The sequence below is a fragment of the Pseudoalteromonas sp. SM9913 genome (genome assembly GCF_000184065.1).
GTDB classification, from domain to species: domain Bacteria; phylum Pseudomonadota; class Gammaproteobacteria; order Enterobacterales; family Alteromonadaceae; genus Pseudoalteromonas; species Pseudoalteromonas tetraodonis.
In genome coordinates, this window is record NC_014803.1 from 1,137,717 (window position 1) to 1,160,912 (window position 23,196).

General features: G+C 40.9%; 22 protein-coding genes. 19 read left to right on the plus strand and 3 right to left on the minus strand.

What is annotated here, in order from left to right; genetic code table 11:
- The first annotated feature begins 192 nt into the window (after positions 1 to 192).
- The 18 genes from pnp (at position 193) to PSM_RS05335 (ending at position 17,384) form a co-directional block, all read left to right on the plus strand.
- A complete protein-coding gene (gene pnp / locus PSM_RS05250) occupies positions 193 to 2,319 on the plus strand; it encodes a polyribonucleotide nucleotidyltransferase (RefSeq protein ID WP_013464538.1) in 2,127 nt (708 codons plus the stop codon).
- Positions 2,320 to 2,504: 185 nt separating this feature from the next.
- Positions 2,505 to 3,377 (plus strand): lipoprotein NlpI, encoded by an 873-nt coding sequence (gene nlpI, locus PSM_RS05255; RefSeq protein WP_013464539.1) that lies wholly within the window; start codon positions 2,505 to 2,507, stop codon positions 3,375 to 3,377.
- Positions 3,361 to 4,500, plus strand: coding sequence for a hypothetical protein (locus PSM_RS05260; protein WP_013464540.1), 1,140 nt, complete (start codon positions 3,361 to 3,363; stop codon positions 4,498 to 4,500). Before nlpI ends, PSM_RS05260 begins: the two co-directional genes overlap by 17 nt.
- A 289-nt stretch (positions 4,501 to 4,789) precedes the next feature.
- Positions 4,790 to 7,582 carry a monovalent cation/H+ antiporter subunit A gene (locus tag PSM_RS05265; RefSeq protein ID WP_013464541.1) on the plus strand — a complete coding sequence of 931 codons (2,793 nt, stop codon included), beginning with the start codon at positions 4,790 to 4,792 and terminating at the stop codon, positions 7,580 to 7,582.
- Positions 7,582 to 7,929: a Na+/H+ antiporter subunit C gene (locus tag PSM_RS05270; protein WP_013464542.1), complete on the plus strand. Its 348-nt coding sequence runs from the start codon at positions 7,582 to 7,584 to the stop codon at positions 7,927 to 7,929. Before PSM_RS05265 ends, PSM_RS05270 begins: the two co-directional genes overlap by 1 nt.
- The gene (locus tag PSM_RS05275) at positions 7,926 to 9,443 is read left to right on the plus strand and encodes a monovalent cation/H+ antiporter subunit D (protein ID WP_013464543.1); all 1,518 of its coding nucleotides are present in this window, start codon (positions 7,926 to 7,928) and stop codon (positions 9,441 to 9,443) included. The genes PSM_RS05270 and PSM_RS05275 overlap by 4 nt, the downstream gene beginning before the upstream one ends.
- The gene (locus PSM_RS05280) at positions 9,443 to 9,979 is read left to right on the plus strand and encodes a Na+/H+ antiporter subunit E (RefSeq protein ID WP_013464544.1); all 537 of its coding nucleotides are present in this window, start codon (positions 9,443 to 9,445) and stop codon (positions 9,977 to 9,979) included. Before PSM_RS05275 ends, PSM_RS05280 begins: the two co-directional genes overlap by 1 nt.
- Entirely contained in the window at positions 9,973 to 10,242 is a 270-nt protein-coding gene (locus PSM_RS05285; RefSeq protein ID WP_013464545.1) for a K+/H+ antiporter subunit F, read from the plus strand. Before PSM_RS05280 ends, PSM_RS05285 begins: the two co-directional genes overlap by 7 nt.
- Before the next feature lie 9 nt (positions 10,243 to 10,251).
- The gene (locus PSM_RS05290; protein ID WP_013464546.1) at positions 10,252 to 10,584 is read left to right on the plus strand and encodes a Na+/H+ antiporter subunit G; all 333 of its coding nucleotides are present in this window, start codon (positions 10,252 to 10,254) and stop codon (positions 10,582 to 10,584) included.
- A gap of 128 nt (positions 10,585 to 10,712) precedes the next feature.
- Positions 10,713 to 11,210, plus strand: a complete 498-nt coding sequence (locus tag PSM_RS05295) for a DUF2059 domain-containing protein (RefSeq protein WP_013464547.1) — start codon at positions 10,713 to 10,715, stop codon at positions 11,208 to 11,210.
- Between the two features lie 209 nt (positions 11,211 to 11,419).
- Positions 11,420 to 11,857 (plus strand): MerR family transcriptional regulator, encoded by a 438-nt coding sequence (locus tag PSM_RS05300; protein ID WP_013464548.1) that lies wholly within the window; start codon positions 11,420 to 11,422, stop codon positions 11,855 to 11,857.
- Entirely contained in the window at positions 11,854 to 14,097 is a 2,244-nt protein-coding gene (locus PSM_RS05305) for a heavy metal translocating P-type ATPase (protein ID WP_013464549.1), read from the plus strand. The genes PSM_RS05300 and PSM_RS05305 overlap by 4 nt, the downstream gene beginning before the upstream one ends.
- A gap of 22 nt (positions 14,098 to 14,119) precedes the next feature.
- Positions 14,120 to 14,473: a cupredoxin domain-containing protein gene (locus PSM_RS05310; RefSeq protein WP_013464550.1), complete on the plus strand. Its 354-nt coding sequence runs from the start codon at positions 14,120 to 14,122 to the stop codon at positions 14,471 to 14,473.
- Between the two features lie 69 nt (positions 14,474 to 14,542).
- Positions 14,543 to 14,758, plus strand: coding sequence for a TIGR02450 family Trp-rich protein (locus PSM_RS05315; RefSeq protein WP_008467123.1), 216 nt, complete (start codon positions 14,543 to 14,545; stop codon positions 14,756 to 14,758).
- Positions 14,759 to 15,334: 576 nt separating this feature from the next.
- Complete coding sequence (locus PSM_RS05320; RefSeq protein WP_008467122.1) at positions 15,335 to 15,547, plus strand: calmodulin; 213 nt, start codon at positions 15,335 to 15,337, stop codon at positions 15,545 to 15,547.
- Between the two features lie 160 nt (positions 15,548 to 15,707).
- Complete coding sequence (locus tag PSM_RS05325) at positions 15,708 to 15,920, plus strand: calmodulin (RefSeq protein ID WP_008467121.1); 213 nt, start codon at positions 15,708 to 15,710, stop codon at positions 15,918 to 15,920.
- Between the two features lie 69 nt (positions 15,921 to 15,989).
- On the plus strand, positions 15,990 to 16,205 hold the full coding sequence (locus tag PSM_RS05330) for a calmodulin (RefSeq protein WP_013464551.1): 216 nt from the start codon (positions 15,990 to 15,992) through the stop codon (positions 16,203 to 16,205).
- A gap of 231 nt (positions 16,206 to 16,436) precedes the next feature.
- Positions 16,437 to 17,384 (plus strand): EAL-associated domain-containing protein, encoded by a 948-nt coding sequence (locus tag PSM_RS05335; protein ID WP_013464552.1) that lies wholly within the window; start codon positions 16,437 to 16,439, stop codon positions 17,382 to 17,384.
- Between the two features lie 31 nt (positions 17,385 to 17,415).
- On the opposite strand, the gene PSM_RS05340 is transcribed toward PSM_RS05335, so the two are convergent.
- On the minus strand, positions 17,416 to 19,029 hold the full coding sequence (locus PSM_RS05340; RefSeq protein WP_013464553.1) for a M28 family metallopeptidase: 1,614 nt from the start codon (positions 19,027 to 19,029) through the stop codon (positions 17,416 to 17,418).
- 162 nt (positions 19,030 to 19,191) lie between these two features.
- On the opposite strand from PSM_RS05340, the gene PSM_RS05345 reads away from it, so the two are divergent.
- The gene (locus PSM_RS05345) at positions 19,192 to 20,562 is read left to right on the plus strand and encodes a Gfo/Idh/MocA family protein (protein ID WP_013464554.1); all 1,371 of its coding nucleotides are present in this window, start codon (positions 19,192 to 19,194) and stop codon (positions 20,560 to 20,562) included.
- A 53-nt stretch (positions 20,563 to 20,615) separates the two neighbouring features.
- On the opposite strand, the gene PSM_RS05350 is transcribed toward PSM_RS05345, so the two are convergent.
- Entirely contained in the window at positions 20,616 to 22,193 is a 1,578-nt protein-coding gene (locus PSM_RS05350; protein WP_013464555.1) for a lytic transglycosylase, read from the minus strand.
- A 187-nt stretch (positions 22,194 to 22,380) separates the two neighbouring features.
- Positions 22,381 to 23,154, minus strand: coding sequence for a hydroxyacylglutathione hydrolase (gene gloB, locus PSM_RS05355; RefSeq protein ID WP_013464556.1), 774 nt, complete (start codon positions 23,152 to 23,154; stop codon positions 22,381 to 22,383).
- Positions 23,155 to 23,196 lie beyond the last annotated feature (42 nt).

Genomic DNA, 23,196 nt, shown 5'->3' on the forward strand with positions numbered 1-23,196 from the left:
TGCTAAGCTCGCAATTTTACCTGACTTTGTTATATACTATGGCGCGTAGATAAAAAGGTTTATCTACGGTTATTTACATCATTGCCAATTGTAGTACTTAATTGATTTCCAACTGAATACAATTATGTACTGTAATTGGTACTTTGATGAAAACTTAATTAATACTAAAAATACATTTAAGGAATATTTTAAGTGCAAGCAATTATAAAAGAATTTCAACTAGGTCAACACACAGTGACGCTAGAAACAGGTGCTATCGCTCGTCAAGCAGACGGCGCAGTACTAGCAAGCATTGGCGACACGTCAGTACTCGTAACGGTTGTTGGTAAGCGTGAAGCTCAACCAGGCCAAGACTTTTTCCCACTAACAGTTAACTACCAAGAGCGTATGTACGCTGCAGGTCGTATCCCAGGTGGTTTCCTTAAGCGTGAAGGTCGTCCTAACGATGGCGAAACGCTAATTGCACGTCTTATTGACCGTCCAATTCGTCCACTTTTTCCAAATGGTTTCGTAAACGAAGTACAAGTTATCGCGACTGTTGTTTCTGTAAACCCTGAAATCCAACCTGATATGGTTGCGATGATTGGTACATCAGCAGCACTTGCTATCTCTGGTATCCCGTTCAGCGGTCCAATTGGTGCATCACGTGTTGGTTACATCAACGGTGAATACGTACTTAACCCAACACTAAAAGAGCTTGAAGAAAGCCAACTTGATTTAGTTGTTGCTGGCACTGATAACGCCGTACTTATGGTTGAATCAGAAGCAGACGTACTTGCGGAAGACGTAATGCTAGGCGCAGTTGTATACGGCCATGAGCAATCACAGTCTATCATCAAGGCAATCAACGAATTTAAAGCAGAAGCAGGCAAGCCTACTTGGGATTGGACTGCACCTGAGAAAAACGTTGCATTAGAAGAGAAAGTAGCAACACTTGCTGCTGATAAAGTAGGCGAAGCTTACCGTATTACTGATAAAGTAGCGCGTAAAGAAGCATTAACTGCAGCAAAAGATGCCGTAGTTGAAGCGCTTACTAGCGAACTTGCTGAAGGCGAAACGCTTGATAAGCAAGAAGTAGGTAAAGTATTCGGTTCACTTGAGAAGAAAATCGTTCGTGGCCGTATCGCTGCTGGCGAAAAACGTATCGATGGTCGTGAACCAGATATGATCCGTGCACTAGATGTAATGACTGGTGTACTTCCACGTACTCACGGTTCTGCAATCTTTACACGTGGTGAAACGCAAGCATTAGTAACAGCAACACTTGGTACAGAACGTGACTCACAGTTAATCGATGATTTAACTGGCACGCACAAAAACCACTTTATGCTTAACTACAACTTCCCTCCATTCTGTGTAGGTGAAACGGGTTTTGTAGGTTCTCCTAAGCGTCGTGAAATCGGCCACGGTAACCTAGCTAAGCGTGGTATCCAAGCTGTAATGCCAACATTAACTGAGTTCCCTTACTCAATTCGTGTTGTATCTGAAATCACTGAATCAAATGGTTCATCTTCAATGGCATCGGTTTGTGGTACGTCTCTAGCGCTTATGAACGCAGGTGTTCCAATTAAAGCTTCTGTTGCGGGTATCGCGATGGGCCTAGTTAAAGAAGAAGAAAACTTTGTAGTACTTTCAGATATCTTAGGTGATGAAGATCACTTAGGTGACATGGACTTTAAAGTAGCGGGTACAACTAACGGTATCACTGCTCTACAAATGGATATCAAAATTGAAGGTATCACGCAAGAAATCATGCAAATCGCGCTTAAGCAAGCTAAAGCAGCTCGTTTACACATTCTAGGTGTGATGGACGAAGCGATTTCTGCACCTTCTGAAGAGTTATCTATGTTTGCACCGCGTATTTACACGATGCAAATTCCACAGAAGAAAATCGCAGAAGTTATCGGTAAAGGTGGCGCAACTATCCGTCAACTTACTGAAGAAACAGGTACTACGATTGAAATCGGTGATGATGGCACAATCAAAATTGCTGCTACAGACGGTGAAAGTGCAGCAAATGCAATTAGCCGTATTGAGCAATTAACTGCTGAGCTTGAAGTTGGGACTATCTACGAAGGTAAAGTTGTACGTATCGTTGACTTCGGTGCGTTTGTAAACATTCTTCCTGGTAAAGATGGCCTAGTGCATATCTCACAAATCAGCACAGAGCGTGTTAACAACGTTGCTGATCACCTTAGTGAAGGTCAAGAAGTTAAAGTTAAAGTACTAGAAGTAGACCGCCAAGGCCGTGTACGTCTAAGTATTAAAGAAGCAATGGAATCAGCAGCACCTGCAGCTGACGAGTCTAAAGACGCGTAATTGCTAATCTTTCATCCAGATAATTACTGGATAGTATAAAAAGGGGCTGTTTAGCCCCTTTTTTTATGCTTTAATGTTAGCAACCTATTATGTTCAAGACGTTAAGTAACATATAACAAGAATGAACCTTACAAGACAGCTTATGTCTTATCTATTTGCTACTTACCTCGGTATTAAGGATTTTAATGAGACTTAAACATTTAGCCTTGGCATCTTTTGCTATTTTGTCTTTAAGCGCTTGTCAGGCTACTACTAAACCCGCTGCTATTATTAATGTGCCATTTACTGCGCCACTTGCATCAGACTTTAGAAATGAAATTGCCATTGCTCGTTTTTCAGAGCTATTAAATAGAGCAGACTTAAGTACAGAGCAACAAGCAAAGCTCTATTATGACCGTGGTGTGCTGTTTGATAGCTTAGGCATGACCACTTTATCGCGAATTGATTTTAACCGAGCAGTTAAACTGAAACCTGATTTGGCTGAAGTGTATAACTTTTTGGGGATTCAACATACCTTGATGCAGCAATACGAAAAAGCATACGAGTATTTTGATTCAGCCATAGAGTTAGACCAAGAACATGAATATGCGTATTTAAATCGTGGTATTGCTTTGTACTATGGTGATAGAGCCACGCTTGCAAAGGATGACTTTAAAACGTTTTTGGAGCGCTCTCCTAACGATCCTTATCGTGTGCTGTGGCTTTATTTAGCGCAGGCCGCACAAGATAAAACTCAGGCACTCGCTTCGTTAAAAGCTAATGCGGCGGCCCTTGATGAAAATGAATGGGCATACCAGCTTATTGCCTTGTATGTAGGTGATATGAGTGAAAAAGCATTTTTTTCAGGGATAGCCGATGGTGTAAGTTCACAACAAGAATATGCTCAACGTTTATGTGAAGCTTATTTTTACTTAGCTAAACAGCACCAAGCCGCAGGTGAGCTTTCAATTGCAACAGATTACTTTAAGTTGGCGCTAGCAACGAACGTTCATGAATTTATAGAATATAAATATGCACGTTTAGAGCTTGAGTTGATGGCTAGTGAAAGCGCGGGCTAACTTTTTTAAATTAAGCGTTTTATTACTGTGCACTAGCTTAATTAGTGGCTCCAGTAATAAACAAAATAGCATTGGCTTTTGGCAAGTATTGCACGCCAAAGCCAATGTGATTGATAGTTATTGGCAATTCCCTGGTTACTTTGCATCGCATATTTTACAACTCCCCCCGACCTCATTAGCCACCTTAGCACGCAATAAAATAGCCCATGCACAATACGGATATGGGTTATCATTAATAGCCAATAATCAAACTGAAACCGCCAAGCTCTTTTGGCAAGCAAGCCTCGATGAGATAACAATTAAACAACAAAAACATCTCGCAGCTTCATTGCTTGCTCAACGGCGTTGGCAAGATTTAGCGTTATTAAAAGCTCACAATAAGTTACCTAAAGGGGATGCCTTTTATCATTTACAGTTACAACAGCGTGCTCCCTTCGATGCATTAAACCAACCCTTTATGAATAAATTAGGGTTTTTGGTAGCGAGCGAGCAAATTGAGATACAAAAGCAATGCACATTTAATGTGCTAATGCTGAGCGATCACCGTGATGGTTTATATAGGCTCAACCACTTTGTGAAAAAATACGCACAACACCCAGAGCCTAGTAGTAATGCATTTTGTTTTTCAAAGCCTATATATGTTGGTAATACAATTGCTTGTAACAGCACTAAAGCAACGCTTGCGCAGTGCGATTGGCAACAGTCATCACTTAAGCAGCGGCTTCCTAAAGGATTCGATTTTGCGATTATGATGCCCAAGCAAGGTACTGCCAATGTGCATCAGGGCTTAATGCATATTAACTCGCAGGCTAATTATGCAGTCTTTTTACATGAATTAATGCACTTTAATGGTTTTGAAGATGAATACGCTTTACCAGCAAAAAAACAAGCTTGGCTTTGTCAGCTTGAGGGGTTGGTTGCCCCTAACTTATTTATTGCTCATAACACTGATGCGCCAAAAGGATGGCACAAAAGCAAAAGCTGTCAGCAAGGAGGTGTTGCTTATAAGCCAAGCGCACAGTGGTCTATTATGCAATATCAACAGGTTGGACTTTCAGAGCAATATCGGGCTTTGTGGCAAACTCATATAGAGCAACATGCAGATTTATTCCCGCGCTTTTAATCATTAAATAGAGTGCTTTTAGGTTGTTTAACCAATGATTATATGAGCCTATTAAAACTGCTTAAAAGCTGAGCCGGTTTTATCCCAGTTCATTAATTTATAGACTTTTTTGTTTGATTATTGCCCCGCTAGAAGCGCTTTCTATAGACAAAAACCGTGTTTATCAGTATAACTGTACGTATTAATGTTGTTAAAAAACAGATATAAAACGTATACCCAAGTCACTTTGGTATTTAATAATAACAAGTAGCGAATTGATAAACTTTATGATTCAAAAAGGCCCTTCATTATGACTTTGCTCTGGATACCCCTGTTATCCTTATTAGGCAGTGTTATTTCTGCATGCACCGGCAAACTTTCTCGAAATCAGGCAACGAGCCTAACGGCTATTGCGCCTTTAGCCGCGCTTGCAATTACACTTTATCATGCGCCTGCGGTTCTCGCGGGAGAAACCATTCGTTTTAGCGCGCAGTGGATACCTGCTTTAGGGCTGGATATTTCCTTACGCTTAGATGGATTGAGTTTACTGTTTTTATTTATGATTTTAGGAATAGGGCTGCTGGTTATTTTGTATGCCCGTTATTACCTAAGTCAAAACGATTCACTGCCAAAGCTATTTAGTTACTTAATGTTATTTATGACTGCCATGCTGGGCATTGTTATGTCAAACAATGTGATTCAGTTATGGGTATTTTGGGAGCTAACCAGTATTAGCTCGTTCTTGTTGATTAGTTACTGGTGGCATAAATCAGAGGCGCGCAAGGGGGCGCGTATGGCACTGGCGGTAACCGGTGCGGGTGGTTTAGCATTACTGGGCGGCTTAATGCTGCTAGGTGATATTGTTGGAAGCTACAACCTAGACACTATTTTAGCTAGCAAAGCGATTATTCAATCACATGATTTATACGAATTAGCGCTGGTGTTAGTATTACTAGGCGCCTTTACCAAGTCTGCACAATTTCCGTTTCATTTTTGGTTACCCCACGCCATGGCAGCACCTACGCCTGTTAGTGCCTATTTACACTCTGCCACTATGGTAAAAGCGGGTATCTTTTTACTTGCGCGTTTTTATCCAGCACTGGCGGGAACCGACACTTGGTTTTTATTAGTCGGTTTGACGGGTTTAACTACACTTTTATTTGGCGCTTACATTGCGCTATTCAAACATGATTTAAAAGGCTTATTAGCCTATTCAACAATTAGTCATTTAGGCCTAATTACTCTATTACTCGGCCTAGACACACAACTTGCAACCGTAGCCGCTATTTTTCATATTATTAACCATGCTACGTTTAAAGCGTCGTTATTTATGGCCACGGGTATTATTGACCATGAAACCGGCACGCGTGATATGCGCAAACTCAATGGCATGTGGCGCTACTTACCTTATACAGCCACATTGGCGATGGTGGCCGCTGCCGCTATAGCGGGTGTACCGCTATTAAATGGTTTCTTATCTAAAGAAATGTTTTTTGCTGAAACACTGCGTCAGCAAGTACTTGGCTCTATGTCGTGGTTAATTCCTGTGCTGGCAACCGTTGCAGGTGCGCTGTCGGTAGCGTACTCATCTCGCTTTATTCATGACGTGTTCTTTAATGGTGAACCGATAGACTTACCACGCACCCCTCATGAGGCGCCACGTTATATGCGTGTGCCTATCGAAATTTTAGTGGTGCTATGTATTTTAGTGGGGATTTTTCCGCACTTTGCAGTAGATGGTATTTTATCGGCTGCCTCATTGGCCGTACTTGGTCAAGCTATGCCTGAGTACAAGCTAACTATTTGGCACGGTTTCAATTTACCTCTACTTATGAGTGGTATGGCGGTGATTGGTGGTTTATTTATTTACGTTAATCGTAAGTACTTGTTCCAGTTTCAGGCGTCGTTACCTCCTTTTAACGCTAAAAAAATCTTCGAGCGTTTTTTAGCGGTTGTGGTTAATTGGTGTCAAAACAAAATCCAATCAACAGAAAATGGCTCATTACAACGCTATGTATTTATTATGTTAGGCGTTGTATTACTTGCCTCAGGTTGGCCATTATTTGAAATGAAACAGCTAGCTGGCAGTGTACCTAACACCCCAGTTGATATTCAAAATGCTATAGGTGCAGGGCTACTGATTATTGGTGCTATTGCTACCGTTATTTGGCATCGAATTCGGATGGTGTCGTTATTAATGCTGTCGATTGTGGGATTAATGGTGTCGGTAGCGTTTACACGTTTTTCAGCGCCTGACTTGGCCTTAACGCAACTTACAGTAGAAGTTGCGACCATCATATTATTAATGTTGGCACTGTTTTTCTTACCGCAAAGTACGCCAAGAGAGTCAAGCTCGTTGCGTATTTTACGTGATGTGGTTATTTCCTCTACGGTGGGGGTAATTATTGCTAGTATTTGTTATGCATTACTAACCCGTCCACTTAATTCAATTTCTGAATTCTTTGTTGCTAATGCTAAAACAGGCGGTGGGGGTACTAACGTTGTTAACGTTATTTTAGTTGATTTTAGGGGCTTTGATACCTTAGGTGAAATCACCGTGTTAGGGATTGCAGCACTGGGTATATTTAAACTGTTATCAAGAATTCCGCTTTATATGCCAGCAAGCGACAGTGAAGGGCGCCCATGGTCTAAAGACCGTCATCCTATTTTATTGGCTTGTATTTCACAAAGCTTATTACCATTGGCGCTATTAGTATCCGCTTATATTTTCTTACGTGGTCATAACTTACCGGGCGGTGGATTTATTGCCGGCCTCGTGACCTCTATTGCCTTTATTTTACAATATATGGCCCATGGTACTGCGTGGATTAATGAACGTTTTGATGTTAACTATCGAAAAATTATTGCATCAGGTATCGCTATTGCCATGTTTACGGGTGTCGGAAGTTGGTTCTTCGATAAACCATTCTTAACTACTTGGTTTGATTACTTTGATATTCCGTTTGTTGGCAAAACAGAGCTAGCTAGCGCCATTGTATTTGACTTGGGCGTGTACTTAACCGTCGTTGGCGCGACGCTAATGATCCTTGCGAGCTTAGGTAATATGACAGCGAACGCTGAGAAAGAAGAGGTAAATATTTAATGGAACTGTTATACGCATCTTGCGTTGGCGTGCTGGTCACCTGTGGCGTGTTCTTATTATTAAGAGCGCGCACATTTCCGGTGGTATTAGGGCTGACAATGATTTCTTACGCGGTTAATTTGTTTTTATTCTCATCAGGGCGCTTAACTATCAATAAAGCGGTGGTACTAGGAACTGGTGCTGATTACGCCGATCCGCTGCCACAAGCCTTAGTATTAACAGCCATTGTAATAGGCTTTGCCATGACTGCGTTTGTGGTTATTTTATCGATTCGGGGTCGAGCGGACTTAGGGAATGATCACGTTGATGGCACCCTAACAAGAAGTAAACGCAAGGAGAGAAAATGATTCAGCATTTAGCGTCTTTGCCTGTTTTACTGCCTATGTTAGCGGCAATTATTTTGCTGCTGCCACCGTGTGGCAAAAGTTTATTTGCACGACGATTAACCTCAAGCCTAATGGCTATTTTAACCTTTGCAATTACAGTATTACTGCTGGTTCAGGTAAAAGATAACGGGATTATCGTGTATGCAATAGGTAACTGGTCTGCACCGTTTGGTATTGTACTGGTTGCGGATATGCTCTCAACGTTACTAGTTACCTTAACCGCCTTTTTGGGCGTTGGCGTGGTTTTATATAGTTGTGCAGGCGATGACGAGCAAGGCAGCTTTTTTCATCCCTTGGTTCATTTTTTAATATTAGGGGTGAACGGTGCGTTTTTAACGGGCGATTTATTCAACGTATTTGTATTTTTTGAAGTGTTATTAATTGCCTCTTATGCGCTGTTAATGCACGGTGGCGGCAAGCCCAAAACACGTGCGGCACTGCATTATGTTATTTTAAATTTAGTGGGCTCAAGCGTATTTTTAATTGGCTTAGGAATTTTGTACGGCGTACTGGGTACCTTAAACATTGCCGATATGGCCCATAAAGTGCCAAAGCTAACCGGTGATGATGTTTATTTAGCAAAAGCCGGTGGTTTACTGCTACTGGTTGTATTTGCACTTAAAAGTGCACTATTACCACTGCATTTATGGCTCCCCAATGCTTATTCTAGTGCTAAACCTGTGGTTGCTGCGTTATTTGCGATTATGACCAAAGTCGGTGTTTATGCCACCTTGCGTGTATATACGGTGATATTTGGTGAGCAGGCGGGTGAGCTTGAACATATGGCGCAGTCTTGGCTATGGGCTTTGGCTATTGCAACCATAGTGATTGGTGCAATAGGGGTGTTGGCTGCACAAGATTTACGAAAACTGATTGCGAATTTAGTACTGGTTTCTGTAGGGACGTTGGTGGCATTAGTCGCACTCCAAAATATTAATGCAACTGCTGCATTATTATATTATTTAGTGCATTCAACGTTAGTTACTGCGGCGTTATTTTTATTAGCCGATCTCATTTCAACACAACGGGGTAAAGCCGGCGATCGATTAGTTGGCGGTCGCGCAGTTAAACAGCCATTTTTATTGGGGGCGTGTTTTATTATTGCAGGGCTAACAGTGGTTGGTATGCCGCCATTTTCGGGATTTGTAGGCAAAATTTGGATTTTAAAAACCACCTTAAATAGTGAGCAAGCATTGGTATTTTGGCCTGTTTACTTAATTATGAGCTTAGCGCTCATTGTGGCTATATCTCGTGCAGGCACGAGTTTATTTTGGGAACGTAAAGACAAAAGCGGTGAGGCTGGCGATGTTGCCAATGCACATCCGTTACAAGTTATCGTACTTGTTGCTCTATTAGCCAGTTCAATACTGCTGGTAGTTTTTGGTGATGCGGCAACGCAATACGCACTCGAGACGGCAACACAACTTCACGATATTAGTGGTGGTATTAATGCGGTACTTAAGGGAGGTATGTAATGCGCTTACAAGCTCGTTTTCGTTGGTTACCCACACCGTTTCGTAGTCTATTTTTATTTATAGTATGGCTATTATTAAATAACAGTGTGTCTGTAGGGCATATTATATTGGGTGCATTGTTAGCACTGCTTATTCCTTTATTTAGTATGTCTTTTAGAGATCCACAGCCGCTTATATTAAAACCAGGGCTTGCGCTTAAGCAGTTACTGATTGTGCTTTACGATATTATTGTGGCTAATTTACAAGTGGCCTTATTAATAATGGGCCCGTCAAAAAATCTGCGTCCAGGCTTTGTTAAAGTACCAATAGATTTAATGCACGAAATGCCAATTACTATTTTAGCCAGTTGCGTGTCTTTAACACCTGGGACGGTCAGTGCAGAGGTTTATCCTATTATTAAATCGCTTAATGACGATGACCAGCCTGCACAGCGTTATTTATTAATTCACGTGCTGGATTTAGATGATGAGCAAGCGCTTATCAAACAAATAAAAGCACGTTACGAAGCTCCCCTAAAGGAGATATTTCAATGTTAGATACAGTATTACTCATTGTTTTTTCAATGATTGGATTGTCATTACTGCTTAATTTATGGCGACTTATTATTGGTCCGTCAGTACCGGATCGCATTTTAGCGCTCGATACTATGTATATTAACGTGATTGCACTGATTATTTTATATAGCATCAGTATGGGCACGGGGCTGTACTTTGAAGCGGCCTTACTTATTGCCATGCTTGGTTTTATAAGCACTGTAGCAGTATGTAAGTATTTACTTCGTGGCGACATAATTGAGTAAGGTATTAAAATGATAAGTGAATGGATCGTATCAATATTACTGCTGTTAGGTGGATTATTTATTTTAATTGGCTCTATAGGCTTAATTAAATTACCTGATTTTTTTATGCGTTTACATGGACCAACCAAAGCCACTACTTTAGGGATGGCAAGTATACTCACGGCTGCGATGGTATTTTTTGCCAATTCAGCTAGTGGCTTAAGCGTAAAAGAAATATTAATCACTATATTTTTATTAATCACGGCGCCCATTAGTGGTTATATGCTAATTAAAACCGCTATTCATCATAAGTTAAAAGCCAAAGATGGAACGAAAGGACTCGATAATATCGAAAAAGATTAACCCTAACAAACGACAAAAAGCCGAATAATGGTAGTTATTCGGCTTTTTGTTTTTTTGGTTGTTCCCATTTACAACACTTATTGAACATGTGAGTATGGCGTAAATTCAAATACAAAAAGGATATTAATATGGGTAAGGTATTACTTTTATCACTACTTATTTTTTCAACTAGCCTATATGCAGCGCAAACTACTAAGCAACAAAAAATTGATGAGCTGGTAGAGGTGATGGATATGGACGCCATGGTTGACTCTATGTATTCTCAAGTTGAGGGCATGATGCAAAATATGTCGGTGCAAATGGGGGTAAAGCCAGATGAAAAGCCAATATTTGACAAATATTATGCCGATATGACTAAGGTGCTAAAAACCAAAATGAGCTGGCAAAAAATGCAGCCTATGATGGTTAACCTTTATGATAAGCAATTTAGTGAGCAAGAGATTAGCGATATGCTCGATTTTTATAAAACAGAGTCAGGGCAAGCTATTTTGAAAAAAATGCCACAGGTGATGCAAGCATCTATGCAAATGTCACAATCTCTAGTGCAAGAAGCCATGCCTGAGATCCAAGCAATTGCTGGGCAGCTAGGTGAAGCACTTAAACAATCGCGTAGTGAAGCAAACTAAACTATAGTTAACCTAAGTCGTAGCAAAATAACGTCTACATTTTCTAGCAGTCACTATTTTGTGACTGCTGTATTCTTCCTCTTCTTTAAGCAAACGTAATCACTTATTTAATGTGCCGAGAACGCATTCCCAGAGTTTTAAAATAGCGGTTGACCTGTGTGTTACACATAGGTTTATTATGTCACTATTAAAACCCGATGGAGTGAGTTATGTATGTTAAACAGCTAGCTAAAATCATGGGAGTGACCCAAGATACAGTGCGGCACTACACGCGTATAAAGCTACTTAAACCCATTCGTAGCCAAAACAATGGCTATCAGGTGTATACCAAAGACGATCAACGACGTTTAAAGTTTATTATTAGTGCACGGCAACTTGGTTTTTCTATTAAAGATATTCAGCAAATAGTTGCTCAGTCGGAGCAAGGGAATTGTCCGTGTCCACTGACACGACAATTAATAACTAAACGGCTCGAAGAAACAGAACGGCTATTTCAAGAAACACTCAAACTAAGAACGCGTATGCAAGCAGCGGTAAAACAGTGGGAAAACTCAAGCGATGGTGCTGTAAGTGCCGATATATGTAGTTTAATTGAGACCTTTGTAGATCCCCTTAACGAGCAAGTTAGTTCCGAGGAAGCAAAATGAGCAACAATAAAGACACAGTGCAAAACTTTATAATTGAAGGTGCTAATTGCGGGAGCTGCGTCGCAAAAATAGAAAAAGCGCTAAAAAGTGTATCAGGTGCGCAGCGTGTTGAAATGAACTTTGCTGATCGCAGTGTGCAAGTTGAAGGCAATGCGCCATCAGCAGAGCTGATTGAAGCAGTCGAAAATATTGGTTACAAGGCTAAGCCAATGAATAGCGAGTCGGAGCAAGACGCGTTAGATGAAAAAGCCAAAGCCGATAGCGCACACTATAAAAAGCTAATGCGTAATATGGTATTGGCGCTAGGCGTTGGCGCTCCGCTTATGTTGTATGGGCTTATTTTTGATATGAGTGTCACCACCAACGCGCAGCGTATTGGCTGGTTTATTGTTGGTATAGTCACTTTAGTGGTTATGGCCATTGCGGGTAAACAGTTTTACAACGGCGCATGGCAGTCATTTAAAAACCACACCGCCAATATGGATACACTGATTGCGTTGGGCACAGGTACCGCGTGGTTGTATTCTATGGTGGTAGTCATTGCGCCAAGCGTGCTACCCGAGGTGGCTAGGCATGTTTATTTTGAAGCCTCAGCGATGATCATCGGTTTAATTAGCCTAGGCCTTGCCTTTGAAGTAAAAGCCCGCGGTCGTACTTCTGAGGCGATAAAACGCTTAATCGGTTTGCAGCCAAAAACCGCTCGGGTAGTGCGTGATAACAAAGAGCAAGATATAGCTATTAGTGAGGTACTAAAAAACGAGACTGTGCGTGTACGCCCCGGTGAAAAAATCCCTGTGGATGGTGAAGTCATTGAAGGTCGCAGCTCAGTGGATGAGTCAATGCTCACGGGTGAGCCTATGCCAGTGAACAAAATTGAGGGCGATATCATTGTTGCAGGCAGCATTAATAAAAGTGGCACGTTACTATTTAAAGCCACCCATATTGGCAGTGAAACCACACTTGCCAGTATTATTAATATGGTTAAACGAGCACAAAATTCTAAACCCTCCATAGGGCGTTTAGCCGATGTAATATCCGGCGTATTTGTTCCTACGGTAATGATTATTGCAGTGCTCGCGGGCCTTGCTTGGCTTAATTTTGGCCCCGAGCCGAGCATTGCTTATGCGGTAGTGGCCGTGACCACGGTGCTTATCATTGCCTGTCCGTGTGCGCTGGGTTTAGCAACCCCTATGTCAATTATGGTTGGGATAGGTAAAGCCGCTGAATCGGGAATACTTATTCGTAATGGAGAAGCGCTGCAAACCACCTCTAAAATAACCACCATGATTTTAGATAAGACTGGCACGATCACAGAAGGAAAACCCACCGTTACCGATATCATTAATTTTAATGACAGCGATAAAGTACACGTGCTAAAGCTTGCCGCTAGTCTTGAAAACGGCTCTGAACATCCTTTAGCGCAAGCTATTGTAAGTTATGCTGAAAATGAAGATATCACGATTGAAAAAGTCAGCGATTTTAACGCTGTGACGGGGCAAGGTGTTACAGGCAGATTAAATGGGCAAACTTTATTGTTTGGCAATGAAGCGCTTATGAGCCAACACAATATCAGTATTGCAGAGGCAAAAGAGCAAGCTGAGCAATTAGCCAGCGCCGCTAAAACGCCAATGTATTTTGCAATTGATACCCAACTACAAGCCATTATAGCGGTGGCCGATCCGATAAAAGACGATTCAGCAGAGGCCATTAAACGTCTACAAAAAAAAGGTATCCATGTTGTTATGCTGACCGGTGATAACCAAGCTACCGCCAGAGCCGTCGCTAACAAAGTCGGTATTAAGGACTTTATTGCCCAAGTAATGCCTGATGACAAAGCCAGTGAAGTAACTAAACGCCAAGCTAAAGGTGAAATAGTCGGTATGACGGGTGATGGTATAAACGATGCGCCTGCACTGGCACAAGCCGATGTTGGGTTTGCTATTGGCACTGGCACCGATGTGGCGATTGAGAGCGCTGATATCACCTTAATGCGCGGTTCATTACAGAGTCTTGGCGATGCCATTGCGCTTAGTAGCGCCACTATAGTCAATATTAAGCAAAATTTATTTGGTGCATTTATTTACAATGTGGCAGGTATTCCAATTGCTGCGGGGCTGTTATATCCATTCTTTGGTATATTACTCAACCCGGTTGTTGCAGGTGCTGCTATGGCGTTGTCATCACTAACTGTGGTCACAAACGCCAATCGCCTGCGCTTTTTTAAACCCAGTAAATCGTAATTTTATAAATAGGAGTAGCATTATGTTGATGATCAATATACTCGGCGCGTTGTTAATTGCGGTTATTATATACTGGTTTTGGCTATACAAACCTAAGCAAGTGCAGAGTAATAACAACAAAATAACGATAGTGGTTGATAACGGCGTTTATTATCCTGCCCATATTAAAGTGGCTGCTGATAAAAAAGTAACGCTGACGTTTAATCGACAAGACAGCGCTCCATGCGCCGAAACGGTGGTGTTTCCTTCACTCGATATCAGTAAAACGCTCGCTATGGGTGAGAATAACACTGTTGAGCTGCCGGCACTTAAAGTGGGTGAATATGCTTTTCATTGCCAAATGCAAATGTATAAAGGCACGTTATTAGTGTCTTGAATATCAGATTAATAAAACTAAAAATGGCTCTGATGCGTATGTTCAAGTAGAAAACTTAGAAGGCGTAGTATGAATAAATTAAACCCTAAAAAACTGCTTAATAGTAAATGGACAGCGATCCCAGCAATTAATAAGGAAAAACATTTTATTATTGTTGAGGTTGAGTTTGATGAAGACGGCAACGTCATTGAATGTATCACTGAGGCGGTAATGTCAAAAAACCAATACCCAATCCAGTGGCGCGATTTAAAAGATCAACAAAAATGGCTGCAAGGTTGGAAATAAAGCAGGCTGTTTAAAACACATTGCTCACGCTCATAGCCCTTATGAGTATGAGCGACTAGTTTATTGATTTTTAGAGCAACACATTGCTAGCGACTCTCCTCTATTACAGCTTGTTTTCATCCCAATTCGCCATTTGGCAACAAAACGATAGTTTTTAATTCGCTCTTAAAAAATTTTTATAAAAATAATAGAAATATTATTTTAGTTATTATATTTCAATACGTTATATGTACTATTTTATACCGTTAAAGTAAGTATGTCGGATGTGTTCAGAGTCGGTTTATTCTCATAACTGCTCTAAACATGATTTTTCCAGTTTTTTCATTCCCATGTCTCTTTTTATTATAATTTAACTTATTGATTTTAAATGTTTATTTATTTCAGCCCCTGTGGCTGTTGCTAAAAAGCAACAAAATCATGGTTTATTTTTATCAAAATACTTCAAAATCGTTCTAAATACATGTTTTTAAATAACTTTAAAAACATGGCATCGAAGTTGTAATACCTAAGCTGTATTTAGCAAAAACGTGATAAAGCATATCGCTTCATCACACAACCTAATGAAGGAATTACATTATGAAAACACTTAAATCAACACTGGTACTAATGGCTTTAGCTTCTTCATCAGCGGCTTTTGCGGCAACCGATTTTGACACTCTTGATGTGGATGGCAACGGCGCTATTAGCCAAGCTGAAGCATCAGTTGACGCCTCACTTATGAGCCAGTTTACTGAGCTTGATACTGACCAAAACGGTGAGTTATCTAAAGCAGAGTTTTCTAAGGCGTAACCAGCTTTAGTGCTCAATACTACCATTGATTCTGAGTTGCCCAAGACAACCTAAATAGGCAAGGGAGCCTATGACAAAGAATCGCAAGGATATGAGGTTGATAGTTTTGAGCCAATTATTTTTTATTTGACGAACATTGCACACTTTGAAGGATTATATTATGAAAAAGTTACAATCAACACTGGTATTAATGGCGCTTGCTTCTTCATCTGCAGTATTTGCAAGCACAGACTTTGAAACGCTTGATGTAGATGGCAGTGGCACCATCAGCCAAGCAGAGGCATCGGTTGCTGCTGAGCTTATGGAGCAGTTTGCAGAGCTAGATGTAGATGGTAATGGTGAACTTTCTAAAGACGAATTTTCAGCGTACTAGTTTCCCTTAAGGATCTTTGAAAAGGACTTCTTACCATTTTAATTAAGGCATTTAGCCTAAGGATTAATTATGAAAACATTTACTAAAACACTCGCTTTAATAGCACTTGCTTCATCTTCAGCGGCTTTTGCTGCGGTTGACTTTGATTCTTTCGATACTGATGGCGACGGCGTTATTAGCCAGTCTGAAGCACAAGCTAACTCACAACTAGCTCAATTATTTGATGATTTAGATGTTGATAGCAACGGTGAGCTTTCAAAAGAAGAATTCGCAAAAATTCAGTAATTACATTACGGATGAAAGCGTTTATGTAATTTATAAACGAGACATAAAAAGCAGCTAAGTAGTAAATACTCAGCTGCTTTTTTGTGCGTGGCGAGAAATAGTGTGTGCAGTTGTCACTAAAATAGTGCAATGGCGTCAATGAATTTAAATTAAGTTATTGATTTTTAAGTTCTTTAATTTTTGGTTTTAAACTTGCTTAGCTGTTGATTAGGGTATTTAAGGAGCCTAACTATGGCGAGAATGAGTTATATAAGTAGTGTTGAGCGCTATAACGAATATGAGCAGATAATACATAGCTTATTAGAATCAATTTTAATGAGTATAGATGACGGCATCGCTAATAATCGTGATATGCGCTATTTAACAAAGCATTATCCTTTTTTAGAATTACAATACTGTTTGGACGAGAAGGGCTCACAACAGGGCAATAACGTTTGTTTTAAACGTGCCTACAATAAAAAATTAGCACAGAGAGGCAATAATCAGGATTTAAGTGAGCGGCCTTATTTTTTAAATGTAAAAGCCTGTAATGCTATTTGTTTTACTGCGCCTTATATTTCTATTGCGACCAACCATTTATGTATATCTGCGATTAAAGAATTAAACAAACCTATCAATAATCAACATTATTTAGTTGTTGATGTAAGTTTAACGCAGCTTATTGAGTTTGTGATGGGTGATACCGCACGTGCGACTATGTCACCTTATTTTAAAGCAGGTTATGGCATTATTGTGGCGTGCTTATTTAGTTTGGTGCTTTTTTTACTCAACATCGTATTTATCGACATCTATGAATTAATAACTCACGTAAATAGTTCGTCCGATCCCCTAGAACCCTTTAGCATCATTATTTATATCACGTTAGCATTGGCTGTTTTTGATCTTGGCAAAACAATTCTTGAAGAAGAAATCCTCATGCATAAAGATATTTTTAGACACTCATCAACACGACGAACCATTACCCGGTTTATCTCTACCGTGTTAATTGCTATATCAATTGAAGCACTACTCACTATGTTTAAAGCCGCATTAGGGCAATCAGAGTATTTAATGCCAGCTATAGCGATGATGCTTGCAGTGGTGGGACTTTTAATTGCTTTAGCGATATATGTGTATTTAGGGGCAAAAGCTGAAAAATTGCTTACACAGGCACGGGTAAAACTAAAATCCTCCGAGTAGGAGGATTTTAAGTAGTAATGTTTAATTGTATTTATTGTTTGTCAGCGGTGCGTTTGGCTTTAAAGTCAGACTCGCTTGTCCATTTTGGCCAATCACCGTTATTCGCCAGTTGTGAGGCTATATCAACAATCAGTTCTACATCTTGTTTTACCCCACCTAATGACCAATCAGCTGAGTAATCGTCAGCTTCTTTATGGTATTTATGAGTGATGTAGTCAGGATCGGTATCACCTAGGCTCATAAACAGTAAGCTTGGCACACCTTGTTTGGCGAGTGAAAAATGATCCGATCTAAAAAATAAGCCATTTTGCGCACGAGGATCCAGTTTAACTTGACGTCCTTGCGCGTTTGCGGCTTTAGCTAAATAGTGTTCCATAGTCGAGAGGTCTTTACCGTACTGTAAAATATAGTCGGTGCTATCGAGTACGTTCATCCCATCAATATTTAGTAGGGCAACCATATTCTTTGTTGGGATCAGGTCACCAGAGGCAAACTGCGCTGAACCTATTAAACCGGTTTCTTCGGCGGTGAAGTTGGCAAAAATAATCGAGCGTTTAAACGGTGTTTGCTGATGCATTTTTTGCATTATTCGAGCAATCTCAAGGGTGGCCGCGGTGCCTGATGCGTTATCAACGGCGCCATTATAAATTTTAGGACCGCTGTCGGTTTGTTTAGTGCCAAAGTGATCCCAATGGGCACTAATAACGATGTATTCATCTGGGCTTTCACTGCCTGTGATTTTTGCGACCACATTATGTGATTTTGCATGTGACACTTCGTTTTTAAATGCAAGGGTTGCTTTTAAATTCAACGCTTTAGCTTGAAATTGCTCACTAAGTGCTTGTTGTTTTAATTGTTGGTAATTTAAGTGTGCTGATGCAAATGTTTGCTCGGTGGCATCGAGTGTTAGCCAGCCCATAACGGGCAATTCAGATGCATTGAGGTTGTTATCCATTAGACTGTATTTAGTGCCGGTATTTGAGCTTTCAACTACCCCCCAAGGGTATGCGGCAGGAGCTGTTTCGTGAACAATAAATACCGCTTTAGCGCCTTGGCGCGCGGCTTCTTCATATTTATAAGTCCAACGACCATAATAAGTCATGGCATTACCAGTAAATAACGTATCGTCTTGAGTGGCAAAGCCCGGATCGTTTACCAGCACAATAACGGTTTTACCGGTTACATCAATATTGGCGTAGTCGTTCCAGTTATATTCAGGGGCATTTATACCATAACCGACAAAGACCACATCAGAACTGCGAACATCAATAACTGGCTGCAATTGTTTAGTACGAGCAGTAAAGTCTTTACCCGCTTTAAAGCTTAAATCACCCATGGTCAATTGCATGTTTTGATCTGCGGTGATCATGGCCATTTTAACCGGATGTAAAAAATCACCGTTATAGGCACCAGTTAACCCTATGGCTTTGTATTGTTCACTCAAATAGCCAACGGTTTTTACTTCACCCAATGTTAATGGACCGCGACCTTCAAAGTCATCAGAGGCAAGGGTTTTAATATGCTGTTTTATATTATTTAAACTAACGCCCGGACTGTTTTCGAGCGAGGAAGTGGGGGTTGCAGACTCTGAGCAACCCGTTAGTACAATAACTAAAAAAAATGTGATGGTTTTTATATAAGACATAATAAGTTAGGAAATAATATTTTTTTCGACTATAACCCCAAACAATAACACAATGCGAATTTTTATCCCTTTTAAACCTATTTTTATGCAGCTTACCTCTTTGGCCCTTTACCCATTAATCGCCATTAGGTAAGTTAAAAATAATAACAAAAGGGATATGTAATGAAGCAATTTAATCGTCGGGATTTTTTAAAGACAGCCAGTGTAGCTGCCGCTGCTGGTGTAGTTAGTGGCTGTGCATCTAGTGGCAGTGTTCATACTAGCGCGCCTATGCAACAAGGGCGCTCCGTTATCGGTTTGGTCGCACCTAAAATGGATGTGGTGAGAGTAGGGTTTATTGGTGTGGGTCAGCGCGGGTTTGGCCATGTAAAGCGTATGAGCCACATTGAAGGCACTCAAATAGTGGCTATTTGCGATACTCATACAGAGGTTTTAGAACGTGCCGCTAATTATTTAGTTGATACGGGAGTGGCAAAGCCTGCATTGTATAGTGGCAGTGAGCGCGCTTATCAACAAATGCTCGAACGACAAGACATTGATATTGTGATTATTTCAACACCATGGGCATGGCATGCGCCAATGGCTATCGATACCATGAACAACGCAAAACATGCTTTTGTTGAAGTGCCTCTAGCACTGACTGTTGATGAAATGTGGCAAATTGTTGATACCGCAGAGCGTACGCAAAAAAACTGCATGATGATGGAAAATGTTAACTACGGCCGCGACGAGTTAATGGTATTAAACATGGTACGCCAAGGTGTATTTGGGGAGCTGTTACATGGCGAAGCGGCGTATATTCATGAACTGCGCTGGCAAATGAAAGAGCTTGAGCACAAAACAGGCTCATGGCGAACGCAGTGGCATGCAAGACGTGACGGTAATTTATATCCTACGCATGGATTAGGGCCGGTATCGCAATACATGAATATAAATCGTGGCGATCGGTTCGATTTTTTAACCTCAATGAGCTCACCTTCACTTGGCCGAAGCGCCTATGCGCAACGTGAGTTTGCTGCCGAACACCCCCGTAACCAGCTCAATTATATTGCCGGTGACATGAACACGACGCTGATTAAAACTCTCAAAGGGCGCAGTATTATGGTGCAGCACGATACGACAACCCCTCGGCCGTACTCACGACATAACTTAATACAAGGCACGAATGGCGTGTTTGCAGGTTTCCCTAATCGTATTGCCCTTGAAACTGGTGGCTCAAAAAGTTTTCATGAGTGGGATTATGATATGAGCGCATGGTATGAGCAGTACGACCATCCCTTATGGACAAAAATGGGTGAAGAGGCGCAGCGCAATGGTGGTCACGGTGGCATGGACTTTTTAATGTTTTGGCGGATGATTTACTGCTTAAGAAATGGTGAACCGCTAGATCAAGACGTTTATGACGGGGCGGCATGGTCGGTTATTTCGCCGTTATCAGCCCAGTCTGTGAGTGAGCGTAGCCGCTCAATAGATATTCCCGATTTTACTCGCGGGGCATGGCAAACCGCACAGCCTTTGGGCATTGTAAGCTAAGCCAAATAAAAAAAGAGCGCATGCGCTCTTTTTTTATTTATTGGTTATGTTTATTAGCTACTTCTCACATCAACCTTGAGTTTAAGCTTTTGGCCTGGCTGTAAGTATTTTTGCCCAGCCAAGTCATTCCATTTAATTATATCGCTCACGGTTAAATTAAACTTAGAGGCTATACGCGCTAATGAATCACCCCGACGCACTTTATAAGTAATAGTGCGATTGGTGTTATTCGCTGACTCTTTAGGCTGATTTGCTGATTTATAAACAACCAATTTTTGATTTAAACGCAGTACTGCATTTTTCTTCAGCTTATTCCACTTAGCTAATTCACCTATAGTGACATCGTATTCGCGGCTTATGTCCCACAATGTGTCACCACTTTTTACCGTGTGTGAGAGCTTAGTACGCAAACTTTTATTAGCAGCCGCGCGTACTTGCTGAGGTAAATGTTCACTGTTAATTTTACCATCTGTTAGCGGCACTAAAATTTGTTGGCCAACACGAATGACGTTTGAATTAAGCTTATTTAATGACTTTATTGCATTGGTGCTAGTGGTAAATTTACTGGCAATTACCGACAGGCTATCACCTTTTTTAACTTTGTATTGTTGCCAGCGAAGACGATTTTTAATGTCAGTTGCAGCCAATTTTTCTGTAAATTGCTCTACTTTATCGGTGGGTATTAATAAAAAGTGTGGACCATCAGGGTCTGTTGCCCAGCGGTTAAATCCAGGGTTTAGCCTGTATAGCTCGGTGAGGGTCATGTCGGCCATGTCGGCTGCCAGCGCTAAATCAATTTGTGACTCAATATTGACCACTTCAACCACTTGCGCGTTAATAATAGGCTTCCATGACACATTAAAATCATCAGCACGCTTTAATAAATCGGCTAATGCTAATAATTTAGGCACGTAGGCAGTGGTTTCACGAGGTAAATCAAGTGACCAAAAATCGGTAGGTAAATGCTTTTTACGATTCTTTTTAATCGCACGCAGTAAGCGGCCTTCACCTGAGTTATAAGCTGCAATTGCGTTCAGCCAGTCACCCTCAAGGGTTTTGTGTAAGTATGAGAGATAATCAAGCGCTGCGCGAGTTGATTGCACAATGTCGCGACGGCCGTCATACCACCAGTTTTGTTTTAAATCAAAACGCTCGCCGGTTGCTGGCATAAATTGCCAAATACCTGATGCGGTGCGATGCGAGTAGCCATAAGGGTCAAAAGCACTTTCTACTATAGGTAAAAGTGCTATTTCGATTGGCATTTCACGCTTTTCAATTTCTTCAACAATAAAGTGCAAATACGGCTCAGCACGTTTAGAGATACGATCTAAGTATGCTTGATGGCGCGCATAATAGTTACGCTCAGCGACTACTGGGCGATTTTGTGGAATATCGATAGATAATTGGTAACGAATACGCTCCCAAACATCGTCAAACACAGGGGCTTCCTCTTCGATATCGTTCACTTGTTGATATTGCGCGTTCATCATCAGCGCCGTGCTAATATCGTTTGGGCTTGCGCCTTCAAGCTGGTCTAGTGCCTGATTTTGTGAATCTGTGTTTAACGTTGTCAGAGTTTGACAACCGCTTAGCGTCATCGCTAAGACCAATAAAAGAGGAGATTTATTCATAAATACCAATACATAGGGTAAAAAACTCGGCGAATACTACCCATAATGAGTCAACATTGCCACTTATGACCGTTAAAAGTTCCAAACAAATATGATTAGAAAATGTTAACTTATTGTTTATTAACTAATCGTTTTATTATTGTTGTTGCTAGCGCATGTTTAACCTTGAAAGGTCAACAGGCCCAAATTAAAAATGATCTTTGAACTTTCTCAGACTAGCAAAGTTTTCCCAAGGTTCATTGTTTTTTGTAACTAAACAATATTCTTTTGGTATTAATTCTGTAATGTTTGGCAAATTACTACGCATAAAAGGGTTAATTTTCAGCTCATGGCCTATGGTACTTGGCAACGTTATTTCATCTTTATTACGCAATTCATCCACTTGCTGGCTGTAAGCGAGTAACTCGGGGTTTCGTGGCTCAACCGCTTTTGCAAACGCCAAATTCGCCTGGGTGTATTCATGAGTACAATACACTTTGCAATCACTCGGTAGTGCACTAAGTTTATTAAATGAATGCCACATTTGTTCTGGAGTGCCTTCAAATAAGCGCCCACAACCACCGCTAAATAATGTGTCGCCAGTAAAGGCAAGTGCATCATTAACATAACAAATATGATCGAGTGTGTGGCCAGGCGTGGTGATAATATTAAATGAGGTGCCTAAAACGGTAATCGTTTGGTCTTCATTTAAAGGCTCTGTTATTCCTTTAAATGGACTGTTACTTGGGCCATAAACCTCAACGTTTGGATACTGTTTTACTAATTGGGCAACGCCATCAGTGTGATCATAATGATGATGCGTTATTAAAATACCGCCTAGGGTTAAATTATACTGTGCTAAATGCTCAGTGACCGGCGCAGATTGGCCAGGGTCAACCACCCACGCTTGATTATTATGCTCGGTGGTTAAGCACCAAATGTAGTTATCAGAAAAGGCTTTAATTGCTTTGACTTGCACCATGTATCGTTGCTCTATAAAGTGGTATTTAATTAATATTATAAC